Below are 20,250 nucleotides of genomic sequence, written 5' to 3'. Positions count from 1 at the left end.
GAACATGAACAACATGCTGTCGCTGATAATGTTGAGCTGTTCCTATGTCGATGTAAAGATAGCCTACGAATGGGAATCGGAATCGAGAGAATCATCTAGCAAGGCTGCCTAAATGCTACCACACATATTGATGATGCCTCGAAAAAAGTCATTTTTTACCCTTTTTTGGCCCCGGTTCGCCATTTCGGAGTGCTCACAAAAATGTTTTTTACTATGTTTGACTTCACGTACTTGCATTTTATCTTGGTCCTGCACCAGTTGTCGCCAATTCCACTGGGTGCTTGCAGGGAACTCGGATATAAACATGTAATAGTTACGTGCATTCACAATCAAAACAAAAGGAATGGACTACAATGGCTACCATTACGCAAGAAAAGATCAAGGAACTCACCTCCAAGTTTGGTGCAAATGAAAACGACACTGGTAACGTCCGCGTTCAGATTGCAATTCTCACCGAACGCATCAAGAATTTGACCGAACATGCTAAGACCCACAAGAAGGATCATCACTCTCTTCGCGGTCTTTCCCAGATGGTTGCTCAGCGTAAGACCCTTGTTAAGTACCTCTCCAACAAGGACATCAACGCCGCTCGTCAGTTGATCAAGGATCTCGGACTCCGCGGTTAATCTTTAAGGAAAGCTTATGGAATATAAGATGCTCGCGGCTAAGGAAATGAAGACGCAGCTCCCGGATGGGACTGAAGTCGTCTTCGAAACTGGCCGCCTCGCCAAGCAGGCTTCGGGCTCTGCCGTCGTCAAGATCGGCGACGCATTCTTGCTCGCTACGGTCTGCTTTGGCCCTGAAAAGGAAGGGGATTTCTTCCCTCTGACCGTCGAATATCGCGAAAAGGCTTACGCTGCTGGTCGCCTCCCGGGCGGTTACAACAAGCGTGAAGCCGGTCGTCCGAGCGACGATGAAATTCTCTCCGCTCGTATCATCGACCGTCCGATTCGCCCGATGTTCCCGGACAACTTCACCCGCGAAGTGCAGGTGATCGTTAACGTTCTTTCCGCTGACAAGAAGTTTGCTCCGGACGTCTTCGGCGTTTCCGCAGCTTCTCTCGCGATCGGCCTCTCCGAACTCCCGTTCGAAGAACAGGTTGCAGCTGTCCGCGTCGCCGTGATCGGTGATGAATATATCGTCAATCCGTCTTATGAACAGGTTTCTGTCGCCGATCTGGACCTCGTGGTCGCCGGTACCGAAAATTCGGTCTGCATGGTGGAAGGCGGAGCTTACGAAGTTTCTGAAGACACGATGATCAAGGCCATCACGACAGGTCATGAAGCGATCAAGGTTCTTTGCAAGGCTCAGGCTGAACTCGTCGCTCAGTTCGCCAAGCAGAAGATGGTCCTCACCCCGAAGAACAAGGGTGAAGTTTACGAAAAGCTCGAAGCGACAGTCAAGGAAGTCATTTTCGACGAATTGAACGAAGCTCTCCATGCCAACATGGTGAAGACACAGCTCTATCCGAAGATGGCGGAACTCTCGGACAAGGTTTGCGCAGACCCGAAGATTCTCGCGATCATCGGCGAAGGCGACGAACAGGATCCGGCTCTCCTCGCAGACGCAAAGGCTATCTTCTCGGAACTCGAACGCTCCACGATGCGTACAATGATCTTGAACGAAGGTCGTCGTATCGATGGCCGTAAGACCACCGAAGTCCGTCCGATTGAAATTCAGCTCGGCGTTCTTCCGAGTGCTCACGGTTCGGGCGTGTTCCAGCGTGGCGAAACCCAGGCTCTCGTGACCTGCACTCTCGGCACCAAGGCCGACGAACAGCGTTACGAAACGCTCCAGGGCGAAGGCTCCAAGAGCTACATGCTTCATTACAACTTCCCGCCGTTCTGCGTGGGTGAATGCAAGAAGCTCGGTATGTCCCGCCGCGAAATCGGTCACGGTCACCTGGCTGAACGTTCCCTCAAGGCTGTGCTTCCGGTGACGGAAGACTTCCCGTACACGATCCGCATCGTGTCTGAAATTCTTGAATCCAACGGCTCCTCTTCGATGGCTTCCGTCTGTGGCGGTACGCTTTCCTTGATGGACGCTGGTGTTCCTATCAAGGCACCGGTGGCTGGCGTTGCTATGGGTCTCATTTCTGAAACCGGCCACGCTGACGACGAAAAAATCAAGATCTTGACCGACATTACGGGTACGGAAGACCACCTTGGCGATATGGACTTCAAGGTCACGGGTACCGAGGAAGGTATCACCGCATTCCAGATGGACATCAAGATCAAGGGTATCACTCCGGAACTCATGCGCAAGGCTTTGGATCAGGCTCGTGAAGGCCGTCTACATATCTTGAGCAAGATCAAGGAAGCTATCCCGGCTCCGCGCGACCACTTGTCTCCGAAGGCTCCGACGATGCTCAAGATGCGCATCCCGACCTCCAAGATCCGTGACGTGATCGGCTCCGGTGGCGCTGTGATCAAGGGCATGCAGGCTCAGACCGGCTGCCAGATCAACATCGATGAATCCGGCATGATCGACATCGCTGCTCCGAACGCTAAGGCTGGTGCAGTCTGCCGTCGCATGATCGAAGAACTCACTGCAGAACCGGAACCGGGCCGCATTTATAAGGGCAAGGTCAAGACGATTCAGCCGTTTGGCGCATTCGTCGAAATCCTCCCGGGCCGTGACGGTCTCGTGCACATCTCCGAACTCGCCGACTACCGTGTCGAAAAGGTCGAAGACATCGTGCATGTCGGTGACGAAGTCACCGTCCTCTGCTTGGGCGTCGATCCGAAGGGCAAGGTGAAGCTTTCGATTAAGGCTTTGCAGCACAAGGATCAGCCGGTAGCTGAACAGGCTCAGGGCGAAGCTCCTGTTGCTGAACAGCCGCAAGCTTAATCCCATTTCGTAGAAATGAAAAGTCCCAGGTGAACGCCTGGGATTTTTTTGCTTTAAAATTGATGGCTCTTGACTTCTTTTTTCTAGATCGGTTCTTTCAGTTTTCGATTCGGCTTTTACCTTCTCTAAAACTTTTTACTTCAACATAAAATCGCGGAGCGGCTTGTAATGTTCTCCGGTAAAGCCGAAGTCCATTTCCTTATAGCTCCACAGAGCGTGACCGATGCCGTATTTATCAAAGACCTGATGGACATCGCGGAACCATTTGACCGTTTCAAAAGCGTTCGCCAGTTCAATGACTCCGTATTCGCCACAGTACAGCGGAACGCCGTGTGCCGTAGCCGTTTCGACCGCTTCCTTCAAAAATTCTTCGAAGAATTCCGGTCCCATTTTTTTGCACTTTGCACGGAAAATGTTTTCGCCCATGTAACCGAGGGCCAGGGACTCCTTGCGGAAAAAATCCATGTCATCGGTATAAGGGATATCTCTATCGTTGTTCAACGCTTCGACCCAGTAAGCCTTCTGGTGCGTAAAGAGCAGAGGCTCGTATAGGTGGAAGGTGTAGATGATGTTCTTTGACGGAGGGGGAACAAGGTCCTTTACAAAAGAGGCGCTATTCCAGCAGACGCCGCCGTAAATAATCGGAGTTTCAGGAGCGTTCTTGCGAATAGTTTCGACCGCCTTCACTATCAGCTTGTTCCACGGATCGATAAATTCCAGGTTCGTCACTTCGTTCAAAAGTTCAAAGACGACGTTTTCATCTTGCGAATAACGTTTGGAAACGCGGTCCCAAATGCCGAGGAAGCGTTCCTGAGCCTTGGCGTTGTTGAAAAGATTGTTCTTCTCTTGATTTCCGAAGTCGTTAAAGTCGTAGCCCGCCGTCTTGTGCAAGTCAAGAATGACGTTCAGACCGTGCTTTTTTCCCCAGGCGACGGCGTTGTCGAGATACTTGTAATTTTCTTCGAGAAGTTCGCCGTTATCCTTTTCGATGAGGTTGTAATCGAAGGGAATGCGCACATGGTCAAACTTCCAATTTGCGATCTGCTGAAAGTCTTTTTCCGTGATGAAAGTTTCATAGCGTTCGAGCGTGTAATTGCACTGCGAAAGCCATCCACCGAGATTGATTCCTTTTTTGAGTGTCAACATGGGAAACCTTTGGGTTAGCGGGAACGGAAGTTCTTTTTGGAAATGCGGCGCGGGTAACGACGCTGTTCCTTTTTCGGAGCGAGTCGAATGCCGTCGTTGAGGATCAAGATGCGCCCCTGGCGGAAGAGTCCGCCGATGACCTTCTTGAAAGCTTTTTTGGAAAGACCGAATTCCTGCTGGATTTCTTCCGGCGAACTGCTGTCGGAGAACGGGAGACGTCCACCGGCCGCTTCGAGCTTTTTCATAATGCCGTCTGCGGCATCCATCGTCGCATGGTAGCCGACCGGTTTTAAGCTCAGAGAGATACGTCCGTCTTCGCGGATGTTCTGAATGTAGCCTTCGCCACAGTCGCCGATTTCAAACGTATCGGTAATCGTGGAATCCAGATGCAAACGTCCCGAGTAGCGATAGTTGACGAGGAAGTCCACGTAATCTTCTGCGACGTCGTACACGACGAGATCGACCTTCTGTGAAATGTGCAGGTCGCGCGTGTTGCGGTCGATAAAGGCTTTGATTTTTTCCGTCGCTACAATCCGTGCGGTACGTTCATCTTCCAGGATGTACACGACGCAACGGTCGCCCGGTTCCAAAACACCGAGCTGCTGCTTGTAAGGGAGGAAAAGATCTTTATCGAGACCCCAGTCGAGGAACGCGCCGATGTCATTCACATCTTTGACTTCGAGGACGGCAAATTCGTCGACAGTTGCGTAAGGCTTCTGGGTCGTCGCAATCGGACGGCCTTCGTTGTCGACGTAAATGAACACTTCCAGTTCGTCGCCTTCGCATAAATCGTTCGGAGCCTTGGATCCCGGCAAAAGGACGCGTCCACCGCTTTCTACTTCCAGATAGAAACCTTGCGGTTTGATTTCTTCAACGCGGGCGTATTCAAACTGACCAATATGCATAATAACCTCTATTCCAAAGGTAGAAATTTATAGGCAAGAAGAAATTCCAAATTGGAATATGTTGTTTTGGAAGACGCTTGAGAAGGATTTTTGTTGCAATCTCGAGAATATGGGTGTACTTTATAGATGTGACTGGAAAAGAGCTTCGGCGAAAGGTTCGCAGAAGGCAATGCCTTCGGGACTCGTAGATGTTTCCTTCCGTGGCTCCCGGTTTCTATAAAGCCTGCCTCGCTCGGGGCGGGCTTTATTGTTTTAAAATTCCTGTTACGGAAGTTCGTCGCTTCCGATAGCCTGCATCTGGAGCGGGTAAATTTCCTTGCAGGCTTTTTCTCCGAGATCGATGAGCGTGTTCAAGGTGGCACGGTCAAAATCCGAATGTTCGCCGGTTCCTTGGACTTCGATAAAGGATTTTGCGTCGCGCATGACGATGTTCATGTCTACGTCTGCTGCAGAATCTTCGACGTAGCACAGGTCGAGCAGAGGTTCGCCCTTGACGACGCCGACAGAAATCGCGGTGACCGCATGCTTCAAAATTTGAGTTTCGATACCGAGGTTCTTCTTGATTTTTTTGAGTGCGATCGCAAGGGCGACAAATCCGCCGATGATGCTTGCCGTTCGCGTTCCTCCGTCTGCCTGGATTACGTCACAGTCGACGACGATCGCATTTTCTCCGAGAGCGTTCAGGTCGGCGGCTCCGCGGAGAGAGCGCCCGATCAGGCGTTGGATTTCCTGGGTGCGGCCCGATGCGCCTTTGCGTTCGCGTTCGACGCGCTTGCCCGTACTCTGCGGAAGCAGGGAATATTCGGCGGTAATCCAGCCACGGCCTTTTCCGGCAAGCCATGCGGGAACTTCCGGGAGGAGCGTCGCATTGCAGATGACACGCGTGTTTCCCATTTCGATTAAAACGGAACCGTCTGCAGAAGAAATAAAGCCGGTGGTCATTTTGACCGGGCGAGTTTCGTTGAACTTTCGACTGTCGATGCGTTCCATGTTAAGCCTCGTACTTTAAGCGTTCTGTTTTTCCGCGGACAAAAGAACCCAAGCGGTAGGTGAAATTCGTGTACCGATTCAGTTCTTCAAAAGCTTCGATTACCTTCGGATCTTTGGGGTTTGCGAGAATCGACGCGTAGAAGATGTATCCCCAGGGTTTATCTGGATTCGGGCGGCTTTCGATACGGGTCATGTTGATGCCACGCTTTGCGAAGGCTCCGAGGGCGCCGTACAGGGCGCCCGGTTTGTCGTCGTTCGCCAGTTCAAAGAGGATGACCGTTTTGATGTTTTCGGAAGCGGAAACATCGACTGGAGCCTTTCGAATCGCGTAAAAACGGGTGAAGTTCACGCCCTTGATGTTTTCGAGGTTCGTGCGGAGAACGTCTAAGCCGTAGAGCTTGGCTGCATAGGTGCTTGCAATGGCGCCATCGGTCAGATTTTTGCGTTTGGCGACTTCTTCAGCGGAGCCTGCCGTGTCGAAGAAAATGACCTTTTCAATCGAAGGATTTTCTTCAAAGAAGTGGCTACACTGGGCGAGTGCCTGCGGATGGCTCATCACGTGCTTCAGCGATTCGATAGAAGCGCCTTTGTTGGCGCAAAGGCAATGTTCGATCTGGAGCTGGACTTCTCCGATAATCGGATGACGCCACTTGGCGAGCAGGTCGTAGTTTTCGTAGATTGATCCTGCGGTGGAGTTTTCGATAGGAATCGCTCCGCCGTCTGCCTTGCCGGTTTCGATCGCCTGGTAGATTTCTTCGAAGGTGTCCATCGGAAGAACGTCGATGTCTTCACCGAAAAGGTAACGGGCGGCGGATTCGCTGTATGCGCCTCGGCGTCCTTGGAATGCGATTTTCTTTTTCATTGAATTCTCCGCGCGCCCTTGTAACGGGGCTGCCAGTAAGGGTCGGACATCGGGCTGATCATAACGCCCTTGGATGTACTGGCGTGGGTAAAGCTTCCTTCTTCTAGGTACACGCCGACGTGGTCAACGCCTGCGCCACCGCCGAAGAAGACCAGGTCTCCGGTCTTGAGGTCGTCCTTAGCGATTTTTTTTCCCATCTGGTACATTTGGGATGAACTGTGGGGAAGGGAGACGCCTGTTTTTTCCTTGTAGATATTCATGACGTAGCCCGAACAGTCGGTTCCGTTTCGGGATGCCTTGCCGTATTTGTACGGGGTCCCGATCCACGGCTTGATGATGGTCATCCAGTCGGCGGTCGTCCCGGAGGCGTTTGCCATCACCTGGTTTGTATGCTGTTCGCCCTTGGAAAGCCTGTAGGAACCGGTGGTTCGATCATAGCTTGGACGAAGCGGCATCGTGCAGGCTGTAAAAAAGCACACGAGCGAAGCGCATAAAATGGTACAAGAAAGTTTCATTGGCGTAAAATCTAAAAAAAAGCCGGTCTGTTTGTTATATTAGGGGCATGGACAATGGAATGATCGACTTCCTTTTGAAGTATAATACGAATGCTCCCCGTTATACGAGTTATCCTCCGGCGAATCTTTTTCATGCCGCAGAAAGTAAGGCTCAGGTGGAACGCATATGGCGTGATTCCAACGTTCTCAAGCCTCAGAATGTGAGTTTCTACTTTCACATTCCATTCTGTAAAAAACGCTGCCTCTTTTGTGGCTGTACGGCGGAACTCCTTCCGGGCAAACAGGATGAACTCGTCCGCTACTTTAACGCTCTTTTTGCGGAAATGGACGAAAAGCTCCCGTGGATCGATGCTTCACGTCCGGTGACGCAGGTGCACTTTGGAGGGGGAACGCCTTCTGCTGTTCCGTATTCCTTCCTTGAAAAGATTCTGAACAAATTAAGGGAGCGCTTTACGTTCGCCCCGCATGCAGAAATTGCGATCGAATGCAATCCGTCGTTAATCGACGAGCCACGCCTGCGGGAACTCGCCCAGATGGGCTTTAACCGCGTGAGCTACGGAATCCAGGATTTCGACCCGCAGGTTTTAAAGAACGTCGGACGCGATCCTTCGATTTTGCCGGTGAAGGAACTCTTGACCCTTTCCCGCGAACTGAACTTTACAGGCATCAATCTGGACCTGATTTACGGTTTGCCTTCACAGACCGAAGCCGCTTTCTATAAGAGCGTCGAACTCGCCGCTGAGGCTCATCCGGACCGCATCGCGCTTTTCAGTTATGCGCACGTCCCTTGGGTCAAAAAGGCGCAGAAGGCGCTCGAAAGGTTCCCGCTGCCGACTCCGCACGAAAAGCTCGGCTTTTTCCTCGAAGCGCGCGATATGTTCAAGAAGGCGGGCTTTGTGGACGTGGGAATGGACCATTTCTGCGACCCGAAGGATTCCTTGTCGATAGCGCTTTCCGAAGGCCTTTTGCACCGTAACTTCCAAGGCTACTGCACACGTGCGACGACCGGTGAAGTTTACGCTTTTGGTTCGAGCGCCATTTCGCAGCTCGATAACGCTTACTCGCAGAACATCCACGAAAGCAGAAAGTACGTGGAACTGCAGGAAGCGCACCAGATGACGGAAATTCGCTGCGAGGAAATTTCATACGAAGAACGGATCATTCGCGACGCCATCGAACATTTGATGTGCAACCGCAAATTGAAAGTCTTAGAAGAAGAAAAACGCGTCCTCGGTGCGGGCTGGGATCGGCTTCTCGCTCTCGAAAATGACAAGCTTTTGGTCAAAAAGTCCGATTTTGAGGTAGAAGCGACTGAACTAGGGACTTTGGTCATCCGTTATCTGGCGATGCAGCTCGATCCGCTGATGCAGAAAGTGCAGCGGGAAGGCGTTTTTTCCAAGACGATTTAAGATTCCGGTGGACGGCTTCCCTTTTTTTTTTATTTTTGGACCACTAAAAACATTTAGAGGTAGTTTCGATATGAAAAAAGTTTTGCTCCCTATTGCGACTGCGGCTATCGCACTTTCCCTTTTTGGTTGCGATAAGTCCGGTACGGTTTCTGGCCAGGTTTTGGATGCTTTCACCGGCAAGCCGATTGAAATGCCGACCGTGTGGATGGATTCCACGATCTACGGTACGCAGAGCCAGAACTACGCATATAAGGATATGCTCAAGGAAGGTAAGTTCAAGTTCGAAGGCGTGTCTGTCGGTTCCTATTTAATCAAGGCCCGCCGTAGCAAGTACATTCTCGGTCAGCAAAAGTTCACGACCACGAACGATAACCCGAACCTTGAAATCACCCTTTACGAATATCCGGACACTGTGTCCCCGGGTATGTACATCGCTGGAGCAGAAGGCGGCACGAAGATTACGAACAACTGGGCTATCTTCTCCACGACCTGCAAGGAATCCGTCGCAGGTCTCCGCACGAGCTTTGAACAGGACATGAGCGCTTCCGCTCCGTCCCAGAAGGGCAAGAAGACATCCAAGAAGGATATCAAGGTGAACAAGCTCCCAGAACCGAAGGTGATGGACGCTTCCCTTGACGTTCTCTACTGCAACCCGGGTTCTGTGACGGTTGCTGTTGAAGCGGCGGCTTATCCGGCTGTGGCGGCTGCTGTTTCTGCTCACGCAGACTGCCAGGGCTTCGACAATGACAAGAAGGGTATTTTCCCGGACGTCTCGAAGAAGACCGAACTCGCTGTCGAATATAAGGCTGAAGGCCTTTTCTCGGTGAAGGGCAACCTTCCGAAGGGCAAGCAGTTCATCGTGTTTTCTTCCAACGGCAAGACTCTCCAGTCTTACTACGTGGAAGTGAAGTAATTCAGAGTTAAATCTTGAAACCCGCGGGCATGGCTTGCGGGTTTCTTTTTATCCTCGGGGAGTTATGAAGCAAGATCAAGTTCCGTTTTCGATTACGCGTAAAGAAGGTTGGATCATTGTTTTGACGCTTTTCGTCCTGGTCGCGGCCTTCCTTGTTTTTAACCATCTTTCGGTTCCGTATGCCAGATCCTGGGATATCGAATGGGGCTATTATGCGACTCTCGGTACCTTCCTTATCCTTGTTTCGGGACTTGTGGTGAACGCAAAAGAAATTTTTGGCCGTGTCAAGAGCCATGTGCCCTCTACCAAAAGTTTAATCGTTCTCGCATTCCTTCTTGTGTTCTTTACGCTTTTTTCGGTGAATCACATCGAGAATTCACACCGAGTCCTTTCGGATGAAACGAGCTGGGAATCGATGGGTTTGCAGATGTACTTTGAGCATTCGGGGGGCGTTTGCAATGAAGGCATTTGGAACGACGGAACCTTAGACTGTAAAGTCGAGGTGAACAACTTCAAAGGCAAGACCCTGGCTTTTGTCTATTCCCTCGTATTCCGGTTCGCCGATCCGAACCGCGATACGGCTTTGCTTGTCAATTTCCCGTTCTACCTGCTAAGCCTTGTGGCATTTTTCCTCGCGCTGTCTATCTGGTTTAAGAATGACTGGCTTGCGCTTGCGGCGACGGTTTTTCTCGGTGGCATGCCGATTTACCTGTTGCAGTCACGGTCCGCTTCGACGGAAGTCCTTTATATTGCAATCCTTTCGCTTTTGATGGCTTGGTATGCACTTGTGCCGCCGAAAGAGGTGAAGTGGAAGCATTTTTTGCTGACGGTTCCGCTGCTCGGCCTTTTTTCGGGAACGCGTCAGGAAACAGTCTTTGCCTTTGTGCCGTTTGCGCTGTATTACGTGCGCTATTTCCGTGGGGAATTTTACAGACTTCCGCTGTTTGTGCTTTCGACGATTGCGGTGAGCTGGCCTGCGGTGAATACGATGGCTGCGTACCGTGGTTATGATTTCCAGGGCGGGACTCATGCTGCGCATTCGCTTTCGAACTTCTGGTTCAACCTCAAGACGGACATTGTGAAGATGATGAACTTCGAAGGCGATCCTTCGCACGGGGGAATTCTCCAGAATCCGTTCTATACGACCTTTACGATAATCCTGCTTTTGGCTACGGCCTGGCTCCTGTATCGCATGATTTTCAAGAAGCGTTACCGCCGTGGTTTTGTACTTGGAATCTTCTTCTGCATTCAAATTTTTGTGATTCTTTTGAACGTGTCGGGAACCTTTGAAATCGACATCAACCAGCGTTACGTGCTGGTTGCCCTTCCGCTGTTTGCGCTGATCATGGCGCTCGGTATCGGGGATTTTGTATCCACCTGTTTCCTAGATGAAAAGCGTTCTGCGATTGTGACGGTTCTTGCGGCCATCGTGCTTTCGGTCGGGCTTGCTCTTGTACATGCGCCTAGCTTTGATGCGAACATGCTCTATTACAAGAACAAGCTTTTGGGTGAAGAGAATTATCTGAATACCTATTTAAAGCAGCTTCCGAAAAAATCGATCTACATCTATTCCCGTCCGTGGCAGATGCTCGCTTCGGGACATTCGAGCTTTAGTGAACGCTCCTTTATGGGTTGGTCTGCAGATGATTTTGCGAAGTACCAGGCGATGAGCGGTGGAAACATTTACCTTGTCCGCGGTCAGGATGGCTATGGCAAGGTGAACCGCGAATCCCGTGTCGTAGGCTTTAAAACCACGGACCAGATTAACACGATTCTCGAAGGCTATAAAGTGGAAAAAGTCCTTGCGGAAAACCGTCTGTTCGGTTATCCGCTCACGATCCACAAAATCCTTGCGAAGCACGGACTTTCGATTTACGCACAGGGACTTTCGGTGAGCGAATTCGACAGCAACCGTTTTACGATCACGAAGAATTTCCCGGAATCCGTTGCCTATGATGTTTTTGTGGGCGATTCCTTGCTCGCACATGGAGTCTTGGATTCTGCAACGGATTCTTTGATAATCGCGGAACAGGCTCCGGGGCTTTCCAGGTATAACTTCAACTTCTACGTTCCAGAAGATACGATTCGCCTTTCGAGAGATGCTTTTGTTGCAGGCGATGCGGTGCAGCTTCTTTCGACGCTCCCGTTTGAAAGCGTTTCGCAGGACTGGGGGGACGCCCAGCGCGATCAGAGCGTGGAACATCACACGCTTCACGTCGGCGGTGAATTCTACCGTTACGGTTTCGGTTCCCATGCAAATTCTCGCATTGTGCTGGATCTTTGCGCAGACGGTAAGTGCGTTGGCGGTTCTCTTAGCGGGACGCTGCATGCGGTCGTCGGTCTTGATGAAGAAAGCGCTTGCGGTGACGGTGCGGAATTTGCCGTTCACGTTGGAGACCGTGAAATCTGGCATTCGAAGCGTTTGTATTCGGGAGATGCGATGAAGCTCCAGATCCCATTGGAAAAGGCTTCGCTTTTGGAACTTCGAGTGATCAAGGGCGACAACATGGATTGTGACCACGGCGACTGGGCTAACGCCTGGATTTCGAATATCGGAGACCGTTAGCATGAAGATCTTGGTGGCGCCGCTTGATTGGGGCCTTGGACATGCGACGCGTACGATTCCGATAATCTATCAGTTTCTTTCGCGCGGTTGGAAGGTCGATCTGGCGGTGTCTGGTCGTGTTGCCGCCTTGTACAAAGGCCAGTTTCCGAATTTGGAACAGATTCCGGTTCCGGGATATCGGATTGAATATCCGAGGCGCGGTTTTGAAATGCCGCTTTGGCTTTTGAAAAATTCCACACGTTTGATGAGCGTGATTCTTCGAGAGCAGAAGGTAGCGCAAAAACTGGTGCAGGAACGCGGTTATGACGTAATCTTTTCGGACAACCGTTTTGGATTCCACGCCGAAGGCGCTTACAATATTTACATGACGCATCAGCTGAGCATCGCTTTTCCGGGACCGTTTAAGGCCTTGGAAAAAATCGGTGTAGCTTGGCACAAACGGAAAATGTCCCGCTTTGATACCATCTGGGTTCCGGATTTTTCGGAATATCCTGGAATGGCGGGAAAGCTTTCGCACGTGCCAAAGGCGAAAGCGGAATACGTCGGAGCGCTTTCACGCTTTGCGGATATGGACTTTTTGAATATGCATTGGGAAAAGAAGTATCGCTTCATCGCGATCCTCTCAGGCCCAGAACCCATGCGCTCTTCATTTGAAAAGGCGCTTCTCAAAGCCTTCGAAAAAATCCCCGGCGAACACGTCATCATTCGAGGATTTCCGGGCGACGCCGCGTTGCCGAAGGCTCCGTCTAATGTTAAACTCTTCAATCATCTAGAAACTGTAGAATTTGCAAGGACCGTGCAGAGCGCGGAATATTGCATTTCCCGTCCGGGCTACAGCACCGTGATGGACATGATTTACCTGGGCGCAAACTGTATTTTTGTGCCGACGCCCGGCCAGACGGAACAGCTTTACTTGGGAAAGACTTTGCACAGCGCTCGAAAGGCGGGACTTTTGAAGCAGGATGAAATCTCTGCCAAGACCTTGACTGCGGCGATGCGTGAAAAGCACAGATCGTGGGACTTTAACGCGCCCGGAAACCTGCTCTCCCAGGCGATTGACCGCTTGGAATCGAAACTTTCTTCCACCGTTTAAGAGGATTCAATGAAACCCTTTACCGTTGCATTCCCGCTCCCGTGTACGCTTGAAGACGCTCCGAAGTTCCTGCTTGAAAAGCTGAACCTCGACATGTCGAAAAAGCAGGTGATGATCCCGGGCTCTTCGATTTTCTATGCGCCGATTCTGCAAGGTGCTGCGGAAGGCCTTGAAACGATCTTTGCGGAACACGCACCGCTTTCGGATGAAGAATCCAAGGCTCTCGCCGCGCACAAGAGCCTTTTCTTTGTGGAATTCTTTGTGAAGAATCCAGATGAATTCAAGTCGTTCCTGTTTGCGGCCAAGAAGATTTTGGACGCGGGTGCTCTCGGCGTTTACGTGGAAAATTCGGGTTGCGCCTGGAGCGCCAAGGCTTTTGCGGACCTTACATCGGGCGAAGTGCCGATGGAAGCTTTTGTGAATGTGATCCAAACTTCGGATTCTCTTTTCACTCTTGGACTTGAACCTTTCAATTTGCCGGACCTTTGCACGGCGGTAAAGGACCCTTTGTCTGTAGATGAATGCCGCGCCGTTTTGATGGCTGCCGCCGCTTCGATTTTTGAAGATGGCGCAGAATACGGTTCGGGCGAAAAGTGGAAGGACGAAGATCGTGAATTCGAATTCAAAAAAGAATCCAAGGCTCCGTTCGGCAAGGACACTCCGGAATTCAATTCGCAGGGTTACGCAAGACTCGTGCTGCGTTCCAAGTAAAAGCTTAAAACCAAAAAGAAAGGCTCGCCCATGGACGAGTCTTTTCTTTGGAATTTCGAAAAAACTATTCCGGCAGGGATTCGGCGAGGAGCTGCGCCACGTCTGCGGGATTCGAATGGGTGAGCATCCCCTGGTTGAATTCGATTTCGAAACCCAGATACTCCGAATCCTTGTACTGCTTGCGAAGTGCGGTCGCGTGTCCGTCGGTCTTGCCAAGGTACGGGTAGTTAAAACGGACGCGCAGTTCCGGGCAGTAGGTTTCCAGGTTTTTCTTGAGAGCCTTGGCGTAGGCGGCTTCCTTTTTGCGGGAAGGGTCGTACAGAATGCCGATGTCCGCATTGCGCACCTTACCATCGAGTTCCGGGGTAAAGCTATGGATGGAAAGGTGAATGATTTGGGAAGGATTCTTTTTGGAAAGCTCCGCCTTGACCGCACCGAGAAAAGCGTCGCGGAAACCGTCCCAGTAGCCTTCCAAGCGTTGCTTTTCCACATCGGTCGCCTGTTCGGTGAATTCCGAGTAACGGTGGTTCTTGTTGCTGTTGCGGTTCAGGTCGATCGCAAGGCGGGTATAGGCGCCCTGGATTGCGTACGAGGTACGGAGGATTTTTGCGAGTTCCCAAAAAACGTCTCCGGCACCGATGTCGTAACCGCGGTGCGTTTTTAAGACAGCTTTTGCTTCCTTGCTTTTGAAGTGAGCCTTCAAAAATTCTGGAACGGCGTTCGAAGCGTGTTCACTGCTCAAGAAAAGGACGGATTTTTTCTGCATAGCCTATATTATAGAAATTCGTACGCTTCACTCCAGCGAAATAATATTTATTTTTTAGCTAGATCATACGGGAGCTGGTGTGTACCGGCTGAGAGGAAGTTTTCAACTTCGACCGCACCTGATTTGGATAATGCCAACGGAGGTACTATGATAAAAGTAAACGGTGTCGATATCGATACGGATGGAAAATCCTTTGCGGGAAAATCCATCGCCGAATATCTTTTAACCACAAATTTTGATTCGAAACGGATTGCCGTTGAAAAAAACGGTGAAATCGTTCCTAAGGCCAAGTACGCAGAAACGCTCCTCGCGGATGGCGACACCTTGGAAGTGGTCAGCTTTGTAGGAGGCGGCTGATGTCGAACCTCCCTTCTAAAGAAGAAATGTTCCGGGCTCTAGTCGAACGACAGGGCTTAGAAAATGTGCAAAAGTTGCAGGCGGCGACGGTGGCGGTTTGCGGCCTTGGCGGTCTAGGTTCGAATGTGGCGATTGCGCTTGCTCGCGCTGGAGTGGGGAAGCTCATTTTGGTCGACTGCGATACGGTGGATGTCACGAATTTGCACCGTCAGCAGTATAAGGCGTGCCAGGTGGGGATGCCCAAAACGGAAGCTCTTTCCCAGAATCTGAAAGAGATCGCGCCTTACATTCAAATAGAAACGCATTTTGTCCGCATGACCGAAGAAAGCACGCTCGCCCTGGTCGACCGTGCAGATGTTGTCTGCGAAGCCTTTGACAAAGCCGAAGCGAAGGCGATGCTTGTGAACACGGTCCTCGAAAAAAATCCTGGACAGGTTCTGGTTGCCGCATCGGGAATGGCGGGCTTTGATTCGGCGAATACCATCTTGACCCGAAAGGTCATGAAAAACTTTTACCTGTGCGGAGACGGCACAAGCGACGTGAATCAGGGCATTGGACTGATAGCCCCGCGCGTGATGGCTTGTGCAGCGCATGAGGCTTTGACAATTATCCGCATTCTTTGCGGAATGGAAAATAAAATCGCAAAGAAGGAATGTGAAAATGGAAAATGATAAACTGGTGATTGGCGGTCATGCATTCGGATCCCGCTTTATTCTAGGTTCCGGCAAATATTCTTTGAAGCTTATCGAAGCGGTGGTGCAGTATGCGGGTGCAGAAATCATCACGTGTGCGGTGCGTCGCGCAAATACCAAGGAACATGAAAATATCCTCGATTACATTCCGAAGAGTGCAACTCTTTTGCCGAATACTTCGGGTGCGCGAAATGCGGAAGAAGCGGTGCGTATTGCACGCCTTGCCCGTGAACTCGGCTGCGGTGATTTTGTAAAAATCGAAATCATGCGCGACTCCAAATATCTTTTGCCGGATAACTATGAAACGGTGAAGGCTACGGAAGTCCTTGCGAAGGAAGGCTTTGTCGTGATGCCGTACATGTATCCGGATCTGAATGTGGCGCGTGATCTGGTGAATGCAGGCGCTGCTGCTGTGATGCCGCTTGCGTCGCCGATCGGTTCGAACCGGGGTCTTGCGACGAAGGATTTCATTCAAATTTTGATCGATGAAATAGAACTGCCGATCATTGTGGATGCGGGCATTGGTAAGCCTTCGGAAGCTTGCGCCGCTATGGAAATGGGCGCAGCCGCCATTATGGCGAATACGGCTCTTGCAACTGCAGGCGACTTGCCTCGCATGGCCGCTGCCTTTAAGTCTGCAATCGAAGCTGGTAGAAACGCTTACCTTGCTGGCCTTGGCCGCGTGCTTTCCCGTGGAGCAAGTTCCAGCGACCCGCTCACAGGATTCCTCCGCGACTAAGGATCTTTATATGAATCGTTTTGCTTCCGCTATTTTCGTTCTTACCGTCGCGGCTGCGGCTTATGCGACTACTTGTCTCGATGCATATCGCTACGCTGATATGGGTGTTCATAGTTACATTCAAGTGTACGATGCGTATGTAGATAGCTCGTATCAATATTTGGCCGATGATGACTTTGTAATGACAAAATATGAGTACGAGAATGGAGCAATATCTAAGATTACCAGGAATGATTCAGGTAAAGAAGTTGCTCAACAAATCAATATTTTTAATGATGATTCAAAGTTAAGCGGAACCGGAGAAGAATACTACTATCAGAAAAGTATCAACGGGGATACGATTTCGGTTTTATTCAAAATATTTGAAGATGGAAAGGAAATCGTTTACGACCTGGGAAAATATTTTACTTCGGGTAGTATCAGCTATTCCAAAGAGTATAGGGAAAAGTATTGTGAAGAAGGGTCTTGCTATTCGGAGCTTAATGTTGACACGTATATAAGCAACGACACTTTGTATGATATTGTGGTTCAATCTTATGAAGATGGCTATTTGGACACAACACAGCATGAAATTGTGATTCTAGATTCTCAAGATTCCTTAAAATGTTCTGAGTGGTATTATGATGATGAAGATAGGGAATTCTACGAACACACAAAAATAGAAGTCATTGATGATGAAGGTGGATTTGTTGTTGTTTCTACGCGATTACACGATGGGTATTTAAGAAAAGATTTTATGCGTTATGTGAATGGTAAAGTTCCTGAAAATGAGGGCGTAACTCATGTTGGACGTCGCGCCATTGTAAATCCTACACCTAGTAAAATGTTTATGCGAGATCTTAAAGGTCGTAAGCAGAACAAACGCGTACCTTATCACGTTATCTTTTAAGTGGTTGATTTTTTATGTCTGAAAAAGAATATCACGACGAACGATATTTTATTGATTCCGACACTTTGTCGCCGGAGGCTTTGGAACGCAAGCACCGCATCGAGACCGACCCCAGTGCCCGCACAAATCACATGGAATACATGAAGGGCATGGAAGTCATCAAGTCCGACATCCACGACAAGGTTATGGGCCATGTGGATTCCGTAGACTTTAGCAAGTACACAGCCCGTGACGTAAAGGCTGCCCTTGAACGCGACACTTGCACCGTTGAAGATTTCAAGGCTTTGCTTTCTCCTGCCGCCGCCCCGTTCCTTGAACAGATGGCGCAAAAAGCAAAGTTTGAAACAAGCAAGCACTTTGGCAATACGGTCTATTTCTTTACGCCGCTCTACATCGCCAACTACTGCGAAAACTACTGCGTCTATTGCGGCTTCAACTGCTACAACAAAATCAAGCGCATGCAGCTTTCCATGGAGCAGATCGAGCGCGAAATGAAAATCATCGCCGACAGCGGCATGGAAGAAGTGCTGATCCTTACCGGCGAAAGCCGTGCCAAGAGCAGCGTGGAATACATCGGCGAAGCTTGCAAACTGGCGCACAAATATTTTAAGCTCGTCGGAATCGAAGTGTACCCGATGAATACCGACGAATACCGCTACCTGCATGAATGCGGCGTGGACTATGTGACAGTCTTCCAGGAAACATACGACAAGATCCGCTACGAACAGCTTCACTTGCTTGGCCACAAGCGCGTGTACCCGTACCGCTTTGACTCTCAGGAACGCGCTCTCCTCGGCGGAATGCGCGGTTGCGGATTCTCCGCTTTGCTCGGCCTTTCCGATTTCAGAAAGGACGCCTTGGCGAGCGCTTTGCACGTTTACTATTTGCAAAAGAAGTATCCGCATGCGGAAATGAGCCTTTCCTGCCCAAGACTTCGCCCGATTGTGAACAACGACAAGATCAATCCGTTAGATGTTCACGAACGTGAACTTTGCCAGATCCTCTGTGCATACCGTATCTTTTTGCCGTTTGTCGGCATCACCGTTTCGAGTCGCGAAAGCAAGGAATTCCGCAATGGCATCGTCAAAATCTGTGCCACGAAGATTTCCGCAGGCGTCTCCACGGGCATCGGCGATCACGAAAGCAAGTACAAGATGGATTCCTGCAATCCGCGTACAACCGAAGAAAACGCCGCGAAGGCGGCTGCCCAAAAAGGCGAAGCCGTTCCAACAGAATCGGCTAATGATGGGGAAGGCGATGAACAGTTTGAAATCAACGATTCTCGCAGCTTCGGAACGATGTATAAGGATATCAGTAACGAAGGCTTGCAGCCGGTTCTCAACGATTACCTTTATGTGTAGTGTTCAAGTTGAATTTGGAACCATTGAGTTGCAATATTGAAAAAGATTTTTTAGCGTGATGGAAAACGCTCGAGAAATTTTGCTTGGAAAAGACTAAAATTGTTAGTTTTGCACTATGAAAAATCTGGATACGACTCTTTATTTTGTGACCGACAGCACGGTGGTGCCGGAAGAACTTTTTTTGCCTTCTGTAGAGGCGGCTTGCAAGGGCGGAGTTTCCATGATCCAGCTCCGCGAAAAAAAATCTTCCACTCGAGAGTATTTGCAGTTGGCGGAAAAGGTCCACGCGATTACCAAACGCTTTCAAATTCCGCTGATTATTGATGACCGTGTCGATGTCGCGCTTGCCATCGATGCAGAAGGCGTTCATGTGGGGCAGTCAGATATGCCGGTTGCAATCGCCCGTAAACTGATGGGACCGGATAAAATTGTAGGGGCAACGACCAAAACGGTTCCGCAGGCTTTGGAAGCTTACCAGGCTGGAGCGGATTATCTCGGAGTCGGAGCGATTTACCCGACGACGACTAAAGTCGTGACGATTCTCACGAGCGTCGATACGTTGAAGGAAATTGTAAAAGCGGTTCCGATCCATGTGAATGCAATCGGCGGACTGAACAAGGAAAATATCCAGGTGTTGCAGGGAACCGGAATTTCGGGCATCTGCGCTGTCTCTGCCATACAAAAAGCAGCCGACCCGGAGGTGGCTGCTCGAGAACTCAAGGCTGCGTTCCTTGCGCTGTAATTACATGCTTGCCTATTTCTTTTTTGAAATTAAAAAGATGGCAAGCATGATGATTGTCGCAAAAACAAAAAGAATGGATGAAAGAAGATGAAAGGTTATTTCGTCTGAATTTGTTGTAAGTAGAGTAAATCCGTCACAAACGACGGAATAAATAGACATCGCTGTTAATATGGATAAAATAAGTTCCATCGTCCGTGAATATTTTGATTGACCTTCTGAATGCTGTCCTTCGGAGGCAATTTTTAAAGCTTCTTTGCCTTCTAGAAAGAGTTCTTTTCTTGTGTCATACAAATATTCACTCCGGCATCGTTGCGTCAAATCAATTTGTTCTGTAGTGCTGTCACGAAGTAAAATGCCGATTTCTTGGATTAAATGGTTGTCGTGATTTATCATTTCATAAGGAGTTTCTTCTTTTAAATGATGCCGAGATATGATTTGGCTCATCGCATCGTTGTACTCAAGGACTGCTACGTCAAAAATCAATACTTCCCATGCGGAAAAAACAGAGGTATAAGACAATTCTCTCATTTCGGTGAGTGAAGGCTGTTCGTTTACAAGCCAAAGGTGTTGGGCAAAGCGCTGCCATGAATCTCTTTCTTTGTATTTAATTGGATTTCTGTTATAGACTTTTGCTTCAAGGAATTTTTCAACAATATCTTTATTTGTGACAAACGTGTGAAAGTTATAAATGAATCGATCGTTTGTTTTGGGAATACTTGATGAATGTCTTTTTGAAAGTTCTAT

Annotated in this window: 20 protein-coding genes; 13 read left to right on the top strand and 7 right to left on the bottom strand. The window is 49.7% G+C overall.

Annotation, left to right across the window (positions count from 1 at the left end):
* Nucleotides 1–353 precede the first annotated feature (353 nt).
* Nucleotides 354–626: a 30S ribosomal protein S15 gene (gene rpsO, locus MR847_RS08505; RefSeq protein WP_100426452.1), complete on the top strand. Its 273-nt coding sequence runs from the start codon at nt 354–356 to the stop codon at nt 624–626.
* A 16-nt stretch (nt 627–642) separates the two neighbouring features.
* Entirely contained in the window at nt 643–2,850 is a 2,208-nt protein-coding gene (gene pnp / locus MR847_RS08500; RefSeq protein ID WP_287723517.1) for a polyribonucleotide nucleotidyltransferase, read from the top strand.
* Nucleotides 2,851–2,985: 135 nt separating this feature from the next.
* Here pnp and MR847_RS08495 read toward each other — a convergent pair whose 3' ends face one another.
* The 5 genes from MR847_RS08495 to MR847_RS08475 all read right to left on the bottom strand — a co-directional run bounded on the left by MR847_RS08495 (nt 2,986) and on the right by MR847_RS08475 (nt 7,268).
* Nucleotides 2,986–3,996, bottom strand: a complete 1,011-nt coding sequence (locus MR847_RS08495) for a glycoside hydrolase family 5 protein (protein WP_100426454.1) — start codon at nt 3,994–3,996, stop codon at nt 2,986–2,988.
* Between the two features lie 14 nt (nt 3,997–4,010).
* On the bottom strand, nt 4,011–4,901 hold the full coding sequence (locus MR847_RS08490; RefSeq protein WP_287723516.1) for a CvfB family protein: 891 nt from the start codon (nt 4,899–4,901) through the stop codon (nt 4,011–4,013).
* A 264-nt stretch (nt 4,902–5,165) separates the two neighbouring features.
* On the bottom strand, nt 5,166–5,891 hold the full coding sequence (gene rph, locus MR847_RS08485) for a ribonuclease PH (RefSeq protein ID WP_277003723.1): 726 nt from the start codon (nt 5,889–5,891) through the stop codon (nt 5,166–5,168).
* A gap of 1 nt (nt 5,892) precedes the next feature.
* Nucleotides 5,893–6,753 (bottom strand): prephenate dehydratase, encoded by an 861-nt coding sequence (locus MR847_RS08480; RefSeq protein ID WP_287723515.1) that lies wholly within the window; start codon nt 6,751–6,753, stop codon nt 5,893–5,895.
* Entirely contained in the window at nt 6,750–7,268 is a 519-nt protein-coding gene (locus MR847_RS08475; RefSeq protein ID WP_100426458.1) for a C40 family peptidase, read from the bottom strand. Before MR847_RS08475 ends, MR847_RS08480 begins: the two co-directional genes overlap by 4 nt.
* Nucleotides 7,269–7,315: 47 nt before the next feature.
* Between MR847_RS08475 and hemN the strand changes: the two genes are divergently transcribed.
* The 5 genes from hemN to MR847_RS08450 all read left to right on the top strand — a co-directional run bounded on the left by hemN (nt 7,316) and on the right by MR847_RS08450 (nt 13,960).
* Nucleotides 7,316–8,677, top strand: coding sequence for an oxygen-independent coproporphyrinogen III oxidase (gene hemN / locus MR847_RS08470; protein ID WP_277003718.1), 1,362 nt, complete (start codon nt 7,316–7,318; stop codon nt 8,675–8,677).
* A 70-nt stretch (nt 8,678–8,747) separates the two neighbouring features.
* A complete protein-coding gene (locus MR847_RS08465; protein WP_287723514.1) occupies nt 8,748–9,590 on the top strand; it encodes a carboxypeptidase-like regulatory domain-containing protein in 843 nt (280 codons plus the stop codon).
* A gap of 64 nt (nt 9,591–9,654) precedes the next feature.
* Nucleotides 9,655–12,156 (top strand): NPCBM/NEW2 domain-containing protein, encoded by a 2,502-nt coding sequence (locus MR847_RS08460; RefSeq protein ID WP_287723513.1) that lies wholly within the window; start codon nt 9,655–9,657, stop codon nt 12,154–12,156.
* Between the two features lies 1 nt (nt 12,157).
* Nucleotides 12,158–13,249 (top strand): glycosyltransferase, encoded by a 1,092-nt coding sequence (locus tag MR847_RS08455; RefSeq protein ID WP_287723512.1) that lies wholly within the window; start codon nt 12,158–12,160, stop codon nt 13,247–13,249.
* A gap of 9 nt (nt 13,250–13,258) precedes the next feature.
* Nucleotides 13,259–13,960: a hypothetical protein gene (locus tag MR847_RS08450; RefSeq protein WP_287723511.1), complete on the top strand. Its 702-nt coding sequence runs from the start codon at nt 13,259–13,261 to the stop codon at nt 13,958–13,960.
* Between the two features lie 64 nt (nt 13,961–14,024).
* On the opposite strand, the gene MR847_RS08445 is transcribed toward MR847_RS08450, so the two are convergent.
* The gene (locus MR847_RS08445; protein ID WP_106519447.1) at nt 14,025–14,726 is read right to left on the bottom strand and encodes an N-formylglutamate amidohydrolase; all 702 of its coding nucleotides are present in this window, start codon (nt 14,724–14,726) and stop codon (nt 14,025–14,027) included.
* Nucleotides 14,727–14,873: 147 nt separating this feature from the next.
* Here MR847_RS08445 and thiS point away from each other — a divergent pair, with 147 nt between their 5' ends.
* The 6 genes from thiS (at nt 14,874) to thiE (ending at nt 19,506) form a co-directional block, all read left to right on the top strand.
* Nucleotides 14,874–15,083, top strand: a complete 210-nt coding sequence (gene thiS / locus MR847_RS08440; RefSeq protein WP_287723510.1) for a sulfur carrier protein ThiS — start codon at nt 14,874–14,876, stop codon at nt 15,081–15,083.
* Nucleotides 15,083–15,754, top strand: a complete 672-nt coding sequence (thiF, locus tag MR847_RS08435; protein ID WP_287723509.1) for a thiamine biosynthesis protein ThiF — start codon at nt 15,083–15,085, stop codon at nt 15,752–15,754. The genes thiS and thiF overlap by 1 nt, the downstream gene beginning before the upstream one ends.
* A complete protein-coding gene (locus MR847_RS08430; RefSeq protein ID WP_287723508.1) occupies nt 15,744–16,514 on the top strand; it encodes a thiazole synthase in 771 nt (256 codons plus the stop codon). The genes thiF and MR847_RS08430 overlap by 11 nt, the downstream gene beginning before the upstream one ends.
* A 10-nt stretch (nt 16,515–16,524) precedes the next feature.
* The gene (locus tag MR847_RS08425; RefSeq protein WP_287723507.1) at nt 16,525–17,403 is read left to right on the top strand and encodes a hypothetical protein; all 879 of its coding nucleotides are present in this window, start codon (nt 16,525–16,527) and stop codon (nt 17,401–17,403) included.
* 14 nt (nt 17,404–17,417) lie between these two features.
* On the top strand, nt 17,418–18,764 hold the full coding sequence (thiH, locus tag MR847_RS08420; RefSeq protein ID WP_287723506.1) for a 2-iminoacetate synthase ThiH: 1,347 nt from the start codon (nt 17,418–17,420) through the stop codon (nt 18,762–18,764).
* 115 nt (nt 18,765–18,879) lie between these two features.
* Nucleotides 18,880–19,506, top strand: coding sequence for a thiamine phosphate synthase (thiE, locus tag MR847_RS08415; protein WP_100426470.1), 627 nt, complete (start codon nt 18,880–18,882; stop codon nt 19,504–19,506).
* Between the two features lie 12 nt (nt 19,507–19,518).
* Here the strand turns inward: thiE and MR847_RS08410 are convergent.
* Nucleotides 19,519–20,250, bottom strand: a 732-nt coding sequence (locus MR847_RS08410) for a hypothetical protein (RefSeq protein WP_287723505.1), incomplete at its 5' end; no start/stop codon positions are given.

The sequence above is a fragment of the Hallerella sp. genome (genome assembly GCF_022776125.1).
GTDB lineage: Bacteria > Fibrobacterota > Fibrobacteria > Fibrobacterales > Fibrobacteraceae > Hallerella > Hallerella succinigenes.
The sequence above is the reverse complement of the archived record's forward strand: the minus strand, read 5'-3'. Positions and strand labels throughout refer to the sequence as shown.

Excerpts from the sequence above, each read along its gene's own strand:
- rph (WP_277003723.1), bottom strand. The coding sequence starts at position 5,891 with ATGGAACGCATCGACAGTCGAAAGTTCAACGAAACTCGCCCGGTCAAA.
- MR847_RS08430 (WP_287723508.1), top strand. The coding sequence starts at position 15,744 with ATGGAAAATGATAAACTGGTGATTGGCGGTCATGCATTCGGATCCCGC.
- thiS (WP_287723510.1), top strand. The coding sequence starts at position 14,874 with ATGATAAAAGTAAACGGTGTCGATATCGATACGGATGGAAAATCCTTT.
- MR847_RS08465 (WP_287723514.1), top strand. The coding sequence starts at position 8,748 with ATGAAAAAAGTTTTGCTCCCTATTGCGACTGCGGCTATCGCACTTTCC.
- hemN (WP_277003718.1), top strand. The coding sequence starts at position 7,316 with ATGGACAATGGAATGATCGACTTCCTTTTGAAGTATAATACGAATGCT.
- MR847_RS08475 (WP_100426458.1), bottom strand. The coding sequence starts at position 7,268 with ATGAAACTTTCTTGTACCATTTTATGCGCTTCGCTCGTGTGCTTTTTT.
- pnp (WP_287723517.1), top strand. The coding sequence starts at position 643 with ATGGAATATAAGATGCTCGCGGCTAAGGAAATGAAGACGCAGCTCCCG.
- MR847_RS08490 (WP_287723516.1), bottom strand. The coding sequence starts at position 4,901 with ATGCATATTGGTCAGTTTGAATACGCCCGCGTTGAAGAAATCAAACCG.
- MR847_RS08450 (WP_287723511.1), top strand. The coding sequence starts at position 13,259 with ATGAAACCCTTTACCGTTGCATTCCCGCTCCCGTGTACGCTTGAAGAC.
- thiE (WP_100426470.1), top strand. The coding sequence starts at position 18,880 with ATGAAAAATCTGGATACGACTCTTTATTTTGTGACCGACAGCACGGTG.
- MR847_RS08425 (WP_287723507.1), top strand. The coding sequence starts at position 16,525 with ATGAATCGTTTTGCTTCCGCTATTTTCGTTCTTACCGTCGCGGCTGCG.
- MR847_RS08480 (WP_287723515.1), bottom strand. The coding sequence starts at position 6,753 with ATGAAAAAGAAAATCGCATTCCAAGGACGCCGAGGCGCATACAGCGAA.
- MR847_RS08460 (WP_287723513.1), top strand. The coding sequence starts at position 9,655 with ATGAAGCAAGATCAAGTTCCGTTTTCGATTACGCGTAAAGAAGGTTGG.
- MR847_RS08455 (WP_287723512.1), top strand. The coding sequence starts at position 12,158 with ATGAAGATCTTGGTGGCGCCGCTTGATTGGGGCCTTGGACATGCGACG.
- thiH (WP_287723506.1), top strand. The coding sequence starts at position 17,418 with ATGTCTGAAAAAGAATATCACGACGAACGATATTTTATTGATTCCGAC.
- MR847_RS08445 (WP_106519447.1), bottom strand. The coding sequence starts at position 14,726 with ATGCAGAAAAAATCCGTCCTTTTCTTGAGCAGTGAACACGCTTCGAAC.
- MR847_RS08495 (WP_100426454.1), bottom strand. The coding sequence starts at position 3,996 with ATGTTGACACTCAAAAAAGGAATCAATCTCGGTGGATGGCTTTCGCAG.
- rpsO (WP_100426452.1), top strand. The coding sequence starts at position 354 with ATGGCTACCATTACGCAAGAAAAGATCAAGGAACTCACCTCCAAGTTT.
- thiF (WP_287723509.1), top strand. The coding sequence starts at position 15,083 with ATGTCGAACCTCCCTTCTAAAGAAGAAATGTTCCGGGCTCTAGTCGAA.